Source organism: Streptomyces sp. NPDC003327, from assembly GCF_053589515.1.
This window is the reverse complement of record NZ_JBSFSA010000075.1, coordinates 1-15442: the sequence shown is the minus strand read 5'-3', so window position 1 is coordinate 15442 and position 15442 is coordinate 1. Positions and strand designations below refer to the sequence as shown.

The window sequence follows — 15442 nt, the reverse complement described above, 5'->3', positions numbered from 1 at the left end:
TCCGTCGCGCCCCCCCGGGGGGGTCGGCCCCCGGCGCCGGCCCCCCCCCCCCGGGGGGGGGGGGGGGCCCCCGCCGCGGCGCCCGGGTGCGGGGATCAGCCCTCAGCGTCGAGGGGCATCGGGCCGTAGATCTTCGCGCCGTCCTCGGAGAGGGTCACCTGGTCGGCGCCGCCGTCGAGGAGGTCGCGCCAGTGTTCGCCGAGCCAGCTCTCGGCGTCGCCCTGGGTGGTGAACTCCTCGGGAGTCACCACCGGCTGGACCTCCGCGCCGTCGGACTTCTCGAACCGCCACGTCCATGCCATGTCCGCCTCCTGGGGCTCACCCGGTGATCGGTTTCCTGCCCGCAGAGTAGCCGGGCGCGCACGGCTTGCGGTGGCGCGGGAGGATCTGAGGGTGGAACTGACTCTGCTCGGCACCGGCGCCCCCCTGGGGCTGCCCCGCCCCGACTGCCCCTGCGCCCGCTGCGCGCTCTCCGTCGGTACCCGCGCGCGGGCCGCGACCTCGCTGCTCGTGGACGGGGCCCTGCTGCTCGACCTGACGCCGGGGGCGGCCCTGGCGGCGGCCCGGTCGGGACACTCGCTCGTGGCGGTGCGGCAGGTGCTCCTGACGCACCCGCACGACGGACCGGCCGTCGAGGTCCCGGCCGGGCTGCCGACGGCGGGGCGGGTGCCGGACGGGCGGGAGCTGACGCTGATCAGCGGGCACCGGGTGCGCGCGGTGCCGATGGACTCGCCGGGCACCGGGTACGAGGTGACCTCGGCCGACGGCGAGCGGCTGCTGTACCTGCCGCCGGGCGGGGCGCCCGCCGGGCTCGCGGAGGACCACGGGACGCCGTACGACGTGGTCGTCGCCGACGTCACGGGCCGGCCGGACGCGCTGGCCCGGCTGCGGGCGACCGGCGCGGTGGGCCCGACGACGGACGTGGTCGCGGCGCACCTGGACCACGACGCGCCGACGGGCGCCGAGCTGGACCGGCGGCTCGCGGCGGCGGGGGCGCGGGCGGTGCCGGACGGGACGACGCTGTACGCGGGCGAGTACCACGACGTACCGGACGTGCCGCGGCGGACGCTGGTGACCGGTGGGGCCAGGTCGGGGAAGTCGGTGGAGGCGGAACGGCGCCTGGAGTCGTTCCCCGACGTGCTGTACGTGGCGACGGGCGGCACCCGGGACGGGGACCCGGAGTGGGCGGAGCGGGTGGGCCTGCACCGGGAGCGGCGGCCGGGTTCCTGGCGTACCGCCGAGACCTGCGACCTCGTACCGCTGCTGGCGGAGGACGGGCCGGCGCTGCTGATCGACTGTCTGTCGCTGTGGCTGACGGACGCCATGGACCGGGTGGGCGCCTGGTCCGACGCGACGTGGGCGGACGGCGGGCAGGCGGCGCTGCGGGAGCGGACGGCGGAGCTGGTGACGGCGGTGCGGGCGACGCGCCGCCGGGTCGTCGCGGTGACGAACGAGGTGGGTGCGGGGGTGGTGCCGGGCACGGCGGCGGGGCGCAGGTTCCGCGACGAGCTGGGCCGGCTGAACGCGGCCGTCGCCGACGAGTGCGAGCAGGTGCTCCTGGTGGTCGCGGGCCAGCCGTTGGTGCTGCGCGGGTAGGGTTGCCGATCACCGATGGCCCTCGCTGATGTCACAAGGCGGCAACCCGTGAACCTGGACGACTTCTCCGATCTGATCGAGCGCCCCGACGGCGGCATTCGGCGTGACGCCGAGGAGCGCCGCGAGCGGCTGACCGTACCGCCGGGGGCGCTCGGGCGCCTGGACGAGCTGGGCGAGTGGCTGTCGGCGGCGCAGGCGACGGTGAAGGTGCGGGCGATCGAGCAGCCGCGCGTGGTGCTCTTCGCGGGCGACCACGGGGTGGCCTCGCTCGACGTGTCGGGCCGGCCGGCCGGGACGGCGTACGAGCTGGTGCGCGCGGTCCTCGAAGGGTCGAGCCCGGTCGCGGTCCTGGCCCGGTCCCTGGACGTGCCGGTGCGGGTGGTGGACGCCGGGCTCGACTGCGACCCGGAGCTGCTGCCCGCCGAGGTGACGCGGCACCGGGTGCGGCGCGGCAGCGGCCGGATCGACGTCGAGGACGCGCTGACGGCCCAGGAGGCCGAGGCGGCGCTGCGGCTCGGCATCGAGATCGCCGACGAGGAGGCGGACTCGGGCACGGACCTGGTGGTGCTCGGGGACCTGAGCGTGGGCGGGACGACCCCGGCGTCGACGCTGATCGCGGCCCTGTGCGGCACGGACGCCTCGGTGGTGACCGGGCGCGGTGGCGCCGGGATCGACGACCTGGCGTGGATGCGCAAGTGCGCGGCGATCCGGGACGCGCTGCGCCGGGCGCGGCCGGTCCTGGGCGACCAGGTGGAGCTGCTCGCGGCGGTCGGCGGCGCCGATCTGGCGGCGATGACGGGATTCCTGCTCCAGGCCTCGGTGCGGCGGCTTCCAGTGGTCCTGGACGGTGTGGTGGGCGCGGCCTGCGCGCTGGTGGCGCAGCGGGCGGCGTTCCGGGCGCCGGACTGGTGGCTGGCGGGGCAGGTGAGCGGGGAGCCGGCGCAGGCGAAGGCGCTGGACCGGATGGCGCTCAACCCGTTGCTCGACCACGGCGTCCATGTGGGTGAGGGAACCGGGGCACTGCTCGCGCTCCCCCTCGTCCGGGCCGCGGCGGCACTCGCCGCCGAGCTGCCCGAGCGTCCGGATCCGACCGCTCCGGACGTGACGGACCCGACGGACGTCGCCGGTGCGGCGGACGGGGTGGACGAGGTGGGCGGGGCGAGCTGACACACGACGGACCGACGTCCCGGAGGCGGCCGTGCGCGACGCGCGCGCGGCCGCCTCCGGCGTCGCCGCACGGCCGACGGTGCCCCATATGATCGCTTTTCATGGGAGAGGTCCGTTTGTCCGCCGAAGCAGCGCCCCGTGGCAGCACGGCCCGTTCGCGGCGCAGCGCCGCGTTCGCCGTCTGGTACCTGCGCGTCGTCACGTTCGTCAACCTCCTGAGTGCCGTCTGGGTCTCCCTGGGCCAGGACCTGCGCCGGCACAACGAGGACGACTACTTCACCCCGTACATGCTCACGGCGGGCTTCGCCTCGGGCGTCTTCACGCTCTTCCTCGCGATCACCATGCGGCGCAGGAAGCGGGCGGCGTGGATCCTCAACACGGTGCTGGCCGGGCTCTTCCTGCTGCTCTTCGTCCTCGTGATGCTCTTCCCCGAGGTGCGGCAGCACGCCCAGAACTGGATCTCGCTGGCCCTGACGGCGGCCTTCGTCGTCGCCCTGCTGCTGGGCCGCCGGGAGTTCTACGCGAAGGGCGACCGCTCCAACCCCCGGCTCGCGGCGGGTGTCGCGGTCGGCGGACTGCTCGTCACCTCGCTCCTCGCCGCCGCCCTGGTCACCGTCACCAACACGTCCTCCGGCCACTCCACCTTCCTGGAGCGCTGGCGGTACGGCGTGATGCGGCTCGTGACGCTGGCCGCCGACGACGCGCGCTTCGCGGGGATCTCCACCCCCGGCTGGGTCGACGTCACCATCAACGTCCTGTCGACGCTGCTGCTGTTCGCGGTGCTCTTCGCCGCCTTCCGGTCCCGGCGGGCCGTCGACCCGCTGACCGAGGAGGACGAGGAGCGGCTGCGGCTCCTGCTCGACAAGCACGGGAACCGGGACTCGCTGGGCTACTTCGCGCTGCGCCGCGAGAAGAGCGTCGTGTGGTCGCCGAGCGAGAAGGCCGCCGTCGCCTACCGCGTGGTGGGCGGGGTCTCGCTCGCCTCCGGCGACCCGATCGGCGATCCCGAGGCCTGGCCGGGCGCGATCGAGCCGTGGCTGGCCGAGGCGCGCGAGCACGGCTGGATCCCGGCGGTGATGGGCGCGAGCGAGGAGGCCGGGGTGATCTACGCCCGGCACGGCCTGGACGCCCTGGAGCTGGGCGACGAGGCGATCGTGGAGACGGACGACTTCACCCTGGAGGGCCGGGCCATGCGGACGGTCCGGCAGGCTTTCAACCGGGTCAAGCGGGCCGGGTACGAGGTCCGCATCCGCCGCCACGAGGACATTCCGGCGCCCGAGATGGAGGAGCTGCTCCGCAAGGCCGACGACTGGCGGGACGGGGCCACCGAGCGGGGCTTCTCGATGGCCCTCGGCCGGCTGGGCGATCCGCGGGACGGCCGCTGCGTGATGCTGGAGTGCACCGACGAGAAGGGCGAGCTGCGGGCGCTGCTGTCGTTCGTGCCGTGGGGTCCGAAGGGGCTCTCGCTGGACCTGATGCGCCGTGACCGGGAGTCCGAGAACGGCCTGGTGGAGTTCATGGTGATCGAGCTGCTCCAGCGGGCCGGGGAGATCGGGATCACTCAGGTCTCGCTGAACTTCGCGATGTTCCGCTCCGTCTTCGAACGCGGCTCGAAGCTCGGTGCGGGGCCGGTGCTGCGGCTGTGGCGTTCGCTGCTCGGCTTCTTCTCCCGCTGGTGGCAGATCGAGTCGCTGTACCGCGCCAACGCCAAGTACCGACCGATCTGGGAGCCCCGCTTCATGCTCTTCGAGAAGAGCGCCGACCTGCCGCGCATCGGCCTGGCCGCCGGCCGCGCCGAGGGGTTCCTGGAGGCCCCGGGGCTGCCGAAGTGGCTGCACCGCGGGCATCTGGCGGGCGGGCGGTGAGCCGCGCCGTCCGGGAGTTCGCCCGCCGCGAGTGGGGGCCGCTGTTCACCACCGTGCGGACGGCGCTCGTCGGGAGGGGGTGGCGCGCGGTCCCGCTGACGCTGGCCGCCGTCTGCCTCACCGGCCTCTTCCAGGTGGTCCAGAACCAGGAGTGGGGATACGGGCCGGTCCAGGACGTCGGTTCCGTGCGGGCCGAGGACCCGCTCGGGGCCGCGCTCCTGAGGACGCCGCTGTCGCTCTTCGTCCCCGCGCTCGACCTGCCGGTCTGGGGTGCGCTCGCGCAGGTCCTGCTGGTGTTCGGGATCGCCGAGATCTGCCTCGGCCGGTGGCGGACGCTCGGGGTCGCCTATCTGGCGACGCTGTGCGGGACGCTGTACGCGCGCCTGGGCGTCGCCCTCGGCCCGGACTCCCCGTTCGGGCTGCCGGCCTCCGACGCGCGGGTCGTCGACACCGGCCCGTCGGCGGCGGTGGTCGGGCTCGCCGTGTACGTCTGCTGGCGGTACCGCGCGTACGCGACGGGGGCGGCCGTCGTCCTCGCGATGGTCGTCGAGGTCGTGGTCAAGCCGAACCTGGCGGGCCGGGAGCACCTGGCGGCGATCGCCGGGGTGCTCCTGCTGATCGCGGTCGTGGCGTGGCGGGAGCGGCGGACCGGTCAGGCCGGCGGCGTCGGGCCCCGGCCGGGCACCCGTTCCTGGAAGCCTCCGATCAGGTCCTGAGCCCTGCGGCGCACCTTGGTCCACCGCTTGTCGTGCCGGTACGTGCGGATGCGGGCGCGGGCCCGGGCCCGGTGGCGGCGGCCGTAGAAGCGGCGGGACCACCAGGAGCCGGGGCGGGCGAGGCGCACGGCCCCGACGACGGCGACGAACGGCACGAGGGTGCCGAGCACGGCCATCCGGAACTTCCCCTTCACCAGGGTGACGAGGATGAGGAGGAAGTTCAGGACCAGGGTGAGGAGGAAGGTGACCCGGTCCTGGCGCTCCTCGGTGGTCACGTCGTCGACGCCCAGCGGCGAGAAGCCGCTCAGGGCGAGCAGCACCAGGGAGGCGGTGAGGACGACGACCTCGACGCTCTTGCGGCCCTCGTCGGTCCAGTACACGTCGTCGAGGTGGAGGATGAGCGCGAACTCGTCGAGGACGAGGCCCGCGCCGATGCCGAAGACGACGGCGAAGGCGCAGGCCCCGAGGCCGTGCCGGCCGCTCGCGACGGCGCCGAAGCCGCCGAGGACGGTGAGGACGACGCCCGGCACGACATGATGGATGTGCAGCCCGCCGGAGGAGACGTTCCGGAACGGCCCGCGGCCCGCGCGGATGAGCCGGGTGACGGTACGGGTGACCAGGAACGTCACGACGAACGAGGTCAGGGCCAGGAGCATCGGGAGCTTCCCCGGCTCGACGATGTTGCGGGTGAACCAGTGACCCATGCCACCCCCTCTCCGATCTGAGCGATATGCCCGGAACGCGCAATCTACCGTCCGGGGGCGGCGATTACCCTGCCCGGATGGACGGCCTGCGTTTCGCCTTCGGCACCCTCACGGTGTTCCCCGCCCGCATCACCCGCTGGGACCGTGACGCGGCGCGCGTCGGCATGCTCTGCGCGCCGGTCGCCGGACTCGTCGTCGGCCTCTGCGCCGCCGCCACCGGCGGCCTCCTGCTGCTGTGCGGCTCCGGCCCGCTGCTCGCCGCCGTCGCCACCACCGCCGTGCCCGCCGTCCTCACCCGGGGCCTGCACCTCGACGGCCTCGCCGACACGGCCGACGGCCTCGGCAGCGCCAAGCCCGCCGAGGACGCCCTGCGCATCATGAAGCAGTCCGACATCGGGCCCTTCGGCGTCATCGCCCTGGTCCTCGCCCTCCTCGCCCAGGTCGCCGCCCTGTACGAGGCGTACGGCGAGAGCTGGGCGCACGGCGCCCTCGCCGCCGTCCTCGCGGCCACCGTCGCCCGCCTCGCCCTCACCCACGCCTCCCGCCACGGCGTCCCCGCCGCCCGCCCCGAGGGGCTCGGCGCGATCGTCGCCGCCACGGTCCCCGTCCGCGCCGCGACCCTCGCGACCGCCCTCGTGCTGCTCCTGTGCGCGGCGTCGGGCGTCCTGCTCTCCCCGTACGACGCGGTCCGCGACGTCGTCGCGGCGGGCGCCGGCCTGTGTGCGGCGGCGCTGCTGCTGCGGCGCTGCGTGCGGCGCTTCGGCGGGGTGACCGGCGACGTGTTCGGGGCCGTGGAGGAGACGGCGGCGACGGTGACACTGGTGGCGCTGACCCTGGGCTGACCGGCCGTCAGCAGGGCCTGCGCCAGGCGTCGAGCTCGTACCGCTTCCGCATCGAGTCCAGGCCGAGCTTCCGGGCCCGCGGGCAGAACGCGGGCGTGTCCAGCTCGTACTCGACGTGGAAGACGGCCTTGCCCGCCGTCACGAACGGGGCGAGGAGCTCGCACTCGTCGTACTGGGCGCACTGCTCGTTGACCGCGAAGTCGAAGTCGGGGAGCAGCTGCGGGATCTGGTCGAGGTCGTTCTTGAGGCCGACGGCGAGGCCGCGGTCGTGGGCGAGGCGGGCGATCAGACGGTTGTAGCGGAGCTGGTCGGCCGTGGTCAGGGGGAAGCCGGTGCGGTTGCGGTAGCCGTCCATGTTGTCGGGTTCGACGGCATCGAAGCCCTTGTCGCGGCACATGTCGAGGCGCTCGGCCATCAGGGGTTCGAGGACGTCGGTGCGGCGGATGTCGAGCCAGCGTTCGCCCTCCCATCCGTTGCCCTCGCCGAGGACGGACCGCGGGAAGCGGCCGGCGTCGGGGCGGAAGTCCTCCCAGGCTCCGGTGGAGAGGTAGCAGATGACCTTGCGGCCGCGCCGGTGCAGGTCGGCGACGGTCGCGGCCGGGTGGTCGAAGCCGTCGATGTCGTACACGGGTACGTCGACGGTGGGGTCGAGCCGGCCGCTGAGCTGCCACTGCCAGGCGAGGCCGGGCGCGGGACGCCAGCGCTCCCCGGGGCGCTTGGCGTCCTGCCCGGCGTCCGGTGCGGGGCCGGAGGTGCAGGCCGTGGCGAGCAGCAGCACCGCGGCGAGCAGGGCCGCGCGTCGTCTCATCGGGCGGGCTCCGGGAGGTGCGGCAGGGTGCCCCAGGGGTGGGCGCCGGTGCCGGGGACGGCGCAGTGGACCGCGGTGGCGGGCCGCAGGCCGGGCGGGGCGGCGTAGACGAGGTGACAGTAGTGGGGCGCGACGGGCAGGTCGAGCGTGCGGTAGGCGTCCCAGGGGCCCTCGAAGGTGACGAGGAGGTCGGCGAACTCCTCGTACCCCGGGTCGGGACGGGTGCCGTGGTTGAGGACCAGGGTCGCGGCCCCGGCGGCACGGGCCGCGACCGCGATCCGCCGGTAGTGGGGCAGGGCGTCGGGCGCGGTGGCGACCTGGTCGAGGAAGGCGCCGTCGGCGCCGTACCAGTCGCGGTGGCGGACCAGGTCGGTGACGACCTCGGCGTGCGGGCGGCGGCCGTAGTCGGTGTCGGTGTAGCCGAGGACCCGGACCCCGGCGGCCCGCAGCCGGGCGGCGACGTCGGCGAACGCCGGGTCGGGGGCCCCGCCCGCGCCGTTCGCCGGGTTGAGGACGACGCCGTACAGGTCCGGTGCGGCGCCGATCAGGGCCGACCAGGCCTCGGGGCGGTCGGAGGGGTGCTCGTAGAACGGCACCAGGAGGGAGGTGGTCACGGTCCTGTCCCCTAGAGGCGGTGGGTGGTCGGTCGTACCAGCAGAACACAGGTCAGGACGGCCAGCACGGCCGCCGCTCCCCCGGTGGCCGGCGGCCCCGCGGCGGGCGTCGCGGTCTGCGCGGCGGCGGCCAGGAGGCAGACGGTGGCGGCGCTGGTGACCGCGCCGAAGGCCTGGAGGAGCAGTCCGAGCCAGAGCACCGTGCCGATGAGCAGCAGGGCGAGCAGGCGCGGCGGGGTGGGCAGGGGGACGCCGGGCCACAGGGTGGTCGCGGCGAGGGTGAGGGCGAGCAGGACGGTGAGGTAGGCGCCGAGGCACAGGGCGAGGGTGCCGGTGACCGCGCGGCGGAAGGCGCGGGCGGTGGTGAGGGTCCGCAGGCGGGTGAGGCTCTCGCCGCGGAAGCGGTGGAGGAGCCACTCGGCGGGCCCCATGGAGAGGGTGAGCGCGATGACGGCCCCCGCGCCGCCGACGAGGGTGTCGCCGAGGCCCGCGTGGAGGACGAGCAGTCCGCTGCCGAGGCCGAAGAGGCCGTACGGGAGGGAGACGGCGACCGGGGGGCCGCCGCGGCCCCGCGCGCCGCGGCGGACGCCGGGGCGCAGGACGAGCGCGGCGCAGACGACGGCCGCGGTGAGCGAGGTGAGGAGGAGGGCGGCGCGCAGTGGTCCCGGGAGGTCCCAGCGGAGGGCGGGGACGGCTCCGGCGAGCGGCAGCAGGGCGCCCAGCAGGGCCCGTTCGCGACCGAGGACGAGGAGGACGGTGGCGGCGGCGAGGTAGAGCGACTGTCCGGCGGCGAACACGGCGGCCGGGGTCTCCCCCGGGCCGGCCGCCACGAGGGCGACGGCCGTCCCCGCGAGGGCGCCCGCCGGGGCCCCGGTGAGCAGGGCGCGGGCGGCGGCGGGCCGGTCGCCGAGCCCGAGCCAGGTGTAGGCGCGGTGGGACAGGGCCTGGTTCCACACCCAGCCGGTGACGGCCCCGGCGAGCATCGGGACCGTGCCGACGGGAAGCCCGAACCGGCCGGTGCCCGCGGCGAGGAGGGGGGCGGCGAGGACGTACGCCAGGCCGGGCAGCGCGAAGACCAGCCCCCGCAGGAGGCATCCGGCGAGCCCGGCGAACCGGGCCCCCGGGGGCGGCGGCACCGGTTCGGGGTGCCGCCGTTCCACGCGGGCGTAGAGGTCCTCGGCGAGGGCGAAGGAGTCGGCGCGGCCGTAGGTGAGCCGGATGTGGTCGTCGGTCATGCCGTCGGACTCGACGAGTGCGGCTATCTCGTCCGGGTGCACGGCCGCGGCGACGAACGCGTCGAGCCGCTCGGCGAGTTCGTCGAGGGGGTCTCCGGCGAGGGGTCCCGGGGAGCCGGGCGGCACCGGTGCGGTGTCGGCCCCGCGGGGGCGGGGGATCGCCGGACGGGGGATCGCGGGCAGGGGCGCCGGGGTGCGGGGCGGGGTCAGCCAGAGGGAGCCGCTCATGCCGGGGTGCCTTCCGCGACGAGGGGCGCCGGGAGGCGGCGCGGGACGGGGAGGCGGACCGTCCAGGCCGCCGGGTCGAGTCGGGGGCGCGGGCGGGCGTGGCCGGGGCGGGTCCCGCCGGCCAGTTCGCGGTAGATCTGGCGGAAGCCGTCGACGGAGCGGTGCAGGGTGAAGCGGTCGATCACCCGCTGCCGGGCGCGGCGGCCCAGTTCGGCGCGCCGGGCGCCGTCGCGCAGGAGGCCGGTGACGGCGGCGGCCATGACGGCCGGTTCGCGGGGCGGGACGACGATCCCGGTGTCGCCGACGGCCTCGCGCACCCCTCCCACGTCCGTCGAGACGGTGGCCCGTCCGCAGGACATCGCCTCGATGAGGGAGAAGGGGAAGCCCTCGCTGATGGAGGAGAGCATCACGACGCTGCCCGCCGCGTAGGCGGACGGCACGTCGGAGATCCGGCCCTCGAAGGAGGTCCCGTCGGCGACGCCCAGTTCGGCGGCGAGCTTCTCCAGCCGGGTGCGGTAGTCCTCGTTCCCCGCGGGCACGGGCCCGAACAACCGGAGCCTGAGCTCGGGGAGTTCGGCGCGGCAGATCGCGTACGCCCGGACGAGGGTCTCCAGGTCCTTGATGGGGTCGATCCGCCCGCACCAGCTGAGGGTGGGGGTCTCGGGTTCGGGTCCCGCCTCGGGGAAGAGGGCCGGGTCGACGCCGTTGTAGACGGTGCGGATGCGGTCGGCGGGGGCTCCGCCGCGCTCCTCCCAGCGCCGGTTGTACTGGTTGCAGGGGGTGATGAGGTCGGCCTTGCGGTAGCCGAGGGTGTTGAGCTCGCGGTAGAAGCCGAGCATGAGGGCCTTGACGGGCCAGCGCTGCGCCTCGGTGCGGTAGCCGAGGTAGCGCTCGCGGAGGTAGATGCCGTGTTCGGTGAGCAGGAAGGGGACCCCTTCGAAGTGCTGCGCGGCGAGGGCGGGCAGGGTGGCGAGGCCGCTGGAGACGGCGTGGGCCACGCTGCCGTCGGATATGCGGGCGGCGAGCGGCCGCAGGGCGTGTTCGAGGAGGTCGGTGGCGGTCAGGGCGTCGTGGACGGTGGGCCGGGCCGCGACCGTCGGCAGGTGCGGCATGGTCCAGATCCACATGAGGGAGCGCAGGGCCCCCTCGGAGCGCAGCGCCGCGGTGAGCCGTCCCTGCCGGGCGAGGGCGGCCAGCTCGTACAGGCCGGTGCCGAAGTCGCAGTCGGCCTCCGGGTCGAGGAGCGCGAGGAGGACGCGTTCGTACGTGTCGAGGAAGCGGCGGCGTTCGGCTCCCCGCAGGGAGTGGCCCCGCAGGGAGCGCCCCCACAGGGGCCGGCGCGCGCGGTCGGGCGCGGCCGGGCCCTGCGGGAGGCCCCAGAGGGGGAACGCGGTGTGCCGGGCGATGTTGGGCGGCAGCTCCCAGGTGACGGGTTCGCGGCCGCTGCCGGTGAGGGCGAGGACGTCGAAGGTGACCTCGGGCATGCCGCGGACGAGCTGGTCGCACCAGGTGCTGACGCCGCCGTGGACGTGCGGATAGGTGCCTTCGGTGAGCATGGTGACGTGACGGCCACTGCTCGGCATGGTGTGGATTCCCCCCAGGACGTGCTGGTCAGGCGGTCGGGAGCTGGAGTGTGACGGCGGTCTGGAGCGCTTCGGGCGCGGTCCAGGCGGAGCGGGCGCCGGCGTAGGCGGTGCCGAAGGCGGCGGTGCCGAGGAGGAGTTGCTTGCGGGTGCCCTCGGGTGCGGTGAGGGGGACCTGGACGCCGGAGGGTGCCTTGACGGTGACGGTGCCGCCGATGCGGTAGGCGGTGACCCGGCCGGCGGCGAGCGCGGCGTCCCAGGCGTCGCGGCGGGCGAGTTCGGTGCCGACGTCCCGCTGGCGCGGGTTCACCAGGGGCGTGTTGGCGGCGAAGAGCGCCTTGTAGTCGGCGAGGATCCGGTCGAGGACGGGGTAGAGGAGCCGTTCCTCGGCGAGGTTGGACTGGTGGACGTAGTGGGGCCGGGGGTCGTTGGCGACGACGTGGCCGAAGGCGATCCGGGCCTCCTGGGGGACGATGTGCGTCGCGTAGCCGGTGGCCGGGTCGAGCGGGGCGGGCAGGCAGGTGGAGGCGGGGTCGGACTCGCAGACGCCGCTGCCTCCGTCGGCGCGGGAGGTGTAGATCCAGTTGTACTCGTCGGTCATCTCGGCCGCGGTGCCGACGTTGTAGTACACGTTCATGGGGTGGCGGGGCACGGTCTTCGCGGCGCCGACGGCACGCTGCCGGGGCTCGCGCGAGTTGTCGCTCGCGAGCCACGTGACGCCGTTGTCGGCGAGGGCCCCGGCGAGGTTCGGGTTGTCGACGGGCTGCTGCGGCAGGGTCTTCAGGCCGGAGTGCTCGCCGGTGACGAGTTCGCTCCGGTCGACGGAGATGCCCTTGCCGACGGCCCAGTTGATGTTGTTGCGGATCTGGGCGGACAGCTCGGAGCGGCTGACCCAGCGGGTGGTGCCCGCGGCGTCCGTGGCGCACCGCCAGGGGACGACGGAGGTGTCCTGGACGCAGCCGAGGAAGGGGTGCGTGTAGGTGTGGTTGATCCAGCGGTACTTGGCGCGGTCGGCGACGAGCCGGGCGGCGAGCGGGTCGGTGCCGCCGTTCTCGGTCCTCCACTGCTCGCCCTGGCCGCCGTTGTAGACCATGTCGAGGGTGAAGCCGGACGCCTGCTGCCAGGCGGCGGCGTAGGTGGCGTCGGCGGCGGTCATCCGGATGGGGTTCTCGCCGGCCTCCCCGTCGCCGCCGGGGCAGTCGAAGTCGCCGGGGGTGCAGTTGCGGACGGTGTCCCAGCGGGCGTCGGGGGCGAGGACGTCGTCGACGTGGACGGAGAGGTAGTTGCGGTTCCGGCCGAGGTGGACGCCCTGGGTGAGCCATTCGACGATGCCGCGGGCGAGGGCGCGGAACTGCCGTTGGTGCTGGTTGTAGGCGAAGGTGACGACGAGTTCGCGGCGGCCGTCGGCGGCGTACTCGCCGACGAGGCTGGCCCGGCCGCCGCCCTGGACGGGGATGTCGAGGTAGCTGGTGAAGCCGGGGCGGGGGCGGCCCGCGTAGCCGTAACTCTCGGCGACCGACGGGTCGTTGTCCTCGAAGGCGACGGTCCCGGCGAGGTAGCGGAAGGGGCCGCCGCGGCCCGCGGCGGTGACGTCGGCGGTGGCGCCGTCGAGGACACCGGAGTAGCCGCCCTCGCTGGTGTAGTCGAGGCCGACGCCGGGGTGGGACCAGGTGTAGGCGTCGACCTGCGGGACGCCGAAGGTCCGCTCGTACGCCTGGAGGGCCGCGTACTCGGCCGAGTCGGGTCCGAAGGCGCTCTCGTGGGGCACGACGACGCCCTGGTACTTGGCGCGGGGGCGGCCGTCGAGGGTGTCGCTGAGGAAGGCGGCGTCGAGGCGCGGCCGGGCGGGGTCGCCGAGGTCGACCGTGCGGTACGGGACGCCGGAGCCCCGCAGCTCGGCGGTGACGGCCTCGACGGCGCTGCCGCCGTCGTCGACGACGAGGACGGTGAGGTCGACGCGGGGCACGGGGGCGGCGACGGCCTGGGCCGACGGGACGACGGTGGCGAGGAGCGCGGCGGCGGCGAGGGCTCCGGCGGTGCGGCCGGCCCGTCGGGTGCTCCCTCGGGTCCCGGCCGTGTTCCGGGTCCCGGCCGTGTTCCGGGCGGCGGCGCGGGCGCGTGCGGGCGTGCGGGATCTGTTCGCGTGCATGGGTGGGTCCCCCCTCGGCAGGCCTCCGGACGCGGGACGGCCTGTGGAGATGATGCGCGGGCGCGGCTGCCGCGCTTGCGTGAGTGAGGCGAGTGTGACGCGGGCCGAGCAGCCTTACGGGTAAACATGAAAGAGACACCACGGATGAGTGAATCGGCGCCGCCGTGAGCGACCCGAGTGAGCGAGCGTAGGCTCGTTCCCGGCGCTCTCCGGGCCGAAATACGATGCGGCGGGCACGGTCGGCCCATCCCTCGACCGCCACAGAACTCAATGGAAGCGAGATTTCACCACCGTGACTGCTCTCACTCTCAGCACTGCCGGCGCGGCGACGCTGCGCGCCGACGCCCTCGTGGTCGGCGTCGCGAAGTCCGGGAAGACGCTCGTCGTCGCCCCGGGCGCCGAGGCCGTCGACAAGGCCTTCGACGGCCGGCTCGCCGCCGTCCTGGAGACCCTGGGCGCCTCCGGTGCCGAGGGTGAGGCGACCAAGGTCCCCGCCCCCGCCGGCCTGAAGACCCCGCTCGTCGTGGCCGTCGGCCTCGGCGCCGCCCCCGAGGACGGGGAGGCGTTCGACGCGGAGATCCTGCGCCGTGCCGCGGGCACCGCCGCCCGTCTCCTGACCGGGTCGAAGAAGGCCGCCTTCGCGCTGCCGGTCACCGGCCCCGAGGACGCGGGCGCCATCGCGGAGGGCGCGCTGCTCGGCGCGTACGCCTTCACCGCGTACCAGGAGAACGGCAAGGACGCCAAGAAGCCGCCGGCCGAGATCGCCCTGCTCGGCGCCAAGCCGCGCGACAAGGCCCACAAGGCCGCCGCCGACCGCGCCCTGGCCGTGGCGGAGGAGATCAACCGCGCCCGCGACCTGATCAACATGCCGCCGAACGACCTCACCCCCGCCGCCTTCGCCGCCGCCGCCCAGACCGCGGGCAAGGAGCACGGCCTCAAGGTCCAGGTCCTCGACGAGAAGGCCCTCACCAAGGGCGGCTACGGCGGCATCCTCGGCGTCGGCGCCGGTTCCGTGAACCCGCCGCGCCTGGTCCGCATCGCCTACACCCACCCGAAGGCGGAGAAGACCCTCGCCCTGGTCGGCAAGGGCATCACCTACGACTCGGGCGGCATCTCCCTGAAGCCGGCCGGCCACAACGAGACGATGAAGTGCGACATGAGCGGCGCCGCCGCCGTGTTCTCGTCCGTCGTCGCCGCGGCCCGCCTGGGCCTGGAGGTCAACGTCACCGGCTGGCTCGCCCTCGCCGAGAACATGCCGTCCGGCTCCGCCACCCGCCCGGGTGACGTGCTGCGCATGTACAGCGGCAAGACCGTCGAGGTCCTGAACACCGACGCCGAGGGCCGGCTGGTGCTCGCGGACGCGCTGGCCCGGGCCTCCGAGGAGCACCCGGACGCGATCGTCGACGTTGCGACGCTGACCGGTGCCATGGTCCTCGCGCTCGGCGACCGCACCTTCGGCATCATGTCCAACGACGACGACTACCGGACCGCGATCCACGAGATCGCCGAGGAGGTCGGCGAGCAGTCCTGGCCGATGCCTCTCCCGGCCGACCTGCGCAAGACGATGGACTCCCCCACCGCCGACATGGCCAACATGGGCGTCCGGATGGGCGGCGGCCTGATCGCCGGCCTCTTCCTCCAGGAGTTCGTGGGCGAGGGCATCACCTGGGCCCACCTGGACATCGCGGGCCCCGCCTTCCACGAGGGCGCCCCCTACGGCTACACCCCGAAGGGCGGTACCGGCTCCTCGGTCCGGACCCTGGTCCGCCTGGCCGAGCTGACGGCCGCCGGCGAGCTCTGACCTCGGGCGGAACGGACACCGAGACGGCCCCGGGCTGCCCGCCCGGGGCCGTCTCGGCCGGTCGCCCGGGGCGGCGCGGGGGGGCGCCCGGGGCGGGCGCGGGGGGTGGGCCGCGCCCAAAACCCGAGGGTGGG

At 75.0% G+C, this 15442-nt stretch carries 13 protein-coding genes; 6 read left to right on the top strand and 7 right to left on the bottom strand.

Features of this window, described 5'->3' with window-relative positions:
• Window positions 1-95: 95 nt before the first annotated feature.
• Window positions 96-302: a hypothetical protein gene (locus ACWDVG_RS30810; RefSeq protein WP_451704117.1), complete on the bottom strand. Its 207-nt coding sequence runs from the start codon at window positions 300-302 to the stop codon at window positions 96-98.
• Between the two features lie 91 nt (window positions 303-393).
• Between ACWDVG_RS30810 and ACWDVG_RS30805 the strand changes: the two genes are divergently transcribed.
• The 4 genes from ACWDVG_RS30805 to ACWDVG_RS30790 all read left to right on the top strand — a co-directional run bounded on the left by ACWDVG_RS30805 (window position 394) and on the right by ACWDVG_RS30790 (window position 5344).
• Window positions 394-1596 carry a bifunctional adenosylcobinamide kinase/adenosylcobinamide-phosphate guanylyltransferase gene (locus ACWDVG_RS30805; RefSeq protein WP_451704115.1) on the top strand — a complete coding sequence of 401 codons (1203 nt, stop codon included), beginning with the start codon at window positions 394-396 and terminating at the stop codon, window positions 1594-1596.
• A 48-nt stretch (window positions 1597-1644) separates the two neighbouring features.
• The gene (gene cobT / locus ACWDVG_RS30800; protein WP_451704113.1) at window positions 1645-2763 is read left to right on the top strand and encodes a nicotinate-nucleotide--dimethylbenzimidazole phosphoribosyltransferase; all 1119 of its coding nucleotides are present in this window, start codon (window positions 1645-1647) and stop codon (window positions 2761-2763) included.
• Between the two features lie 101 nt (window positions 2764-2864).
• Entirely contained in the window at window positions 2865-4628 is a 1764-nt protein-coding gene (locus ACWDVG_RS30795) for a phosphatidylglycerol lysyltransferase domain-containing protein (RefSeq protein WP_451704111.1), read from the top strand.
• Window positions 4625-5344, top strand: coding sequence for a hypothetical protein (locus ACWDVG_RS30790; RefSeq protein ID WP_451704109.1), 720 nt, complete (start codon window positions 4625-4627; stop codon window positions 5342-5344). The genes ACWDVG_RS30795 and ACWDVG_RS30790 overlap by 4 nt, the downstream gene beginning before the upstream one ends.
• On the opposite strand, the gene ACWDVG_RS30785 is transcribed toward ACWDVG_RS30790, so the two are convergent.
• Window positions 5281-6048, bottom strand: coding sequence for a hypothetical protein (locus ACWDVG_RS30785; RefSeq protein WP_451704107.1), 768 nt, complete (start codon window positions 6046-6048; stop codon window positions 5281-5283). The genes ACWDVG_RS30790 and ACWDVG_RS30785 overlap by 64 nt on opposite strands.
• Window positions 6049-6125: 77 nt before the next feature.
• Between ACWDVG_RS30785 and ACWDVG_RS30780 the strand changes: the two genes are divergently transcribed.
• Window positions 6126-6890 (top strand): adenosylcobinamide-GDP ribazoletransferase, encoded by a 765-nt coding sequence (locus ACWDVG_RS30780; protein WP_451704105.1) that lies wholly within the window; start codon window positions 6126-6128, stop codon window positions 6888-6890.
• Window positions 6891-6897: 7 nt separating this feature from the next.
• On the opposite strand, the gene ACWDVG_RS30775 is transcribed toward ACWDVG_RS30780, so the two are convergent.
• From ACWDVG_RS30775 to ACWDVG_RS30755, 5 genes are read right to left on the bottom strand one after another with little or no spacing between them, the layout of a single operon-like run.
• Complete coding sequence (locus ACWDVG_RS30775; RefSeq protein ID WP_451704103.1) at window positions 6898-7698, bottom strand: endo alpha-1,4 polygalactosaminidase; 801 nt, start codon at window positions 7696-7698, stop codon at window positions 6898-6900.
• Complete coding sequence (locus ACWDVG_RS30770; RefSeq protein ID WP_451704101.1) at window positions 7695-8312, bottom strand: spherulation-specific family 4 protein; 618 nt, start codon at window positions 8310-8312, stop codon at window positions 7695-7697. Before ACWDVG_RS30770 ends, ACWDVG_RS30775 begins: the two co-directional genes overlap by 4 nt.
• A gap of 11 nt (window positions 8313-8323) precedes the next feature.
• Window positions 8324-9775, bottom strand: a complete 1452-nt coding sequence (locus ACWDVG_RS30765) for a hypothetical protein (protein WP_451704099.1) — start codon at window positions 9773-9775, stop codon at window positions 8324-8326.
• Window positions 9772-11358, bottom strand: a complete 1587-nt coding sequence (gene pelF, locus ACWDVG_RS30760; protein ID WP_451704098.1) for a GT4 family glycosyltransferase PelF — start codon at window positions 11356-11358, stop codon at window positions 9772-9774. Before pelF ends, ACWDVG_RS30765 begins: the two co-directional genes overlap by 4 nt.
• A 28-nt stretch (window positions 11359-11386) precedes the next feature.
• Complete coding sequence (locus ACWDVG_RS30755; protein WP_451704096.1) at window positions 11387-13507, bottom strand: hypothetical protein; 2121 nt, start codon at window positions 13505-13507, stop codon at window positions 11387-11389.
• A 292-nt stretch (window positions 13508-13799) separates the two neighbouring features.
• Here ACWDVG_RS30755 and ACWDVG_RS30750 point away from each other — a divergent pair, with 292 nt between their 5' ends.
• Window positions 13800-15308 carry a leucyl aminopeptidase gene (locus tag ACWDVG_RS30750; RefSeq protein WP_451704094.1) on the top strand — a complete coding sequence of 503 codons (1509 nt, stop codon included), beginning with the start codon at window positions 13800-13802 and terminating at the stop codon, window positions 15306-15308.
• Window positions 15309-15442 lie beyond the last annotated feature (134 nt).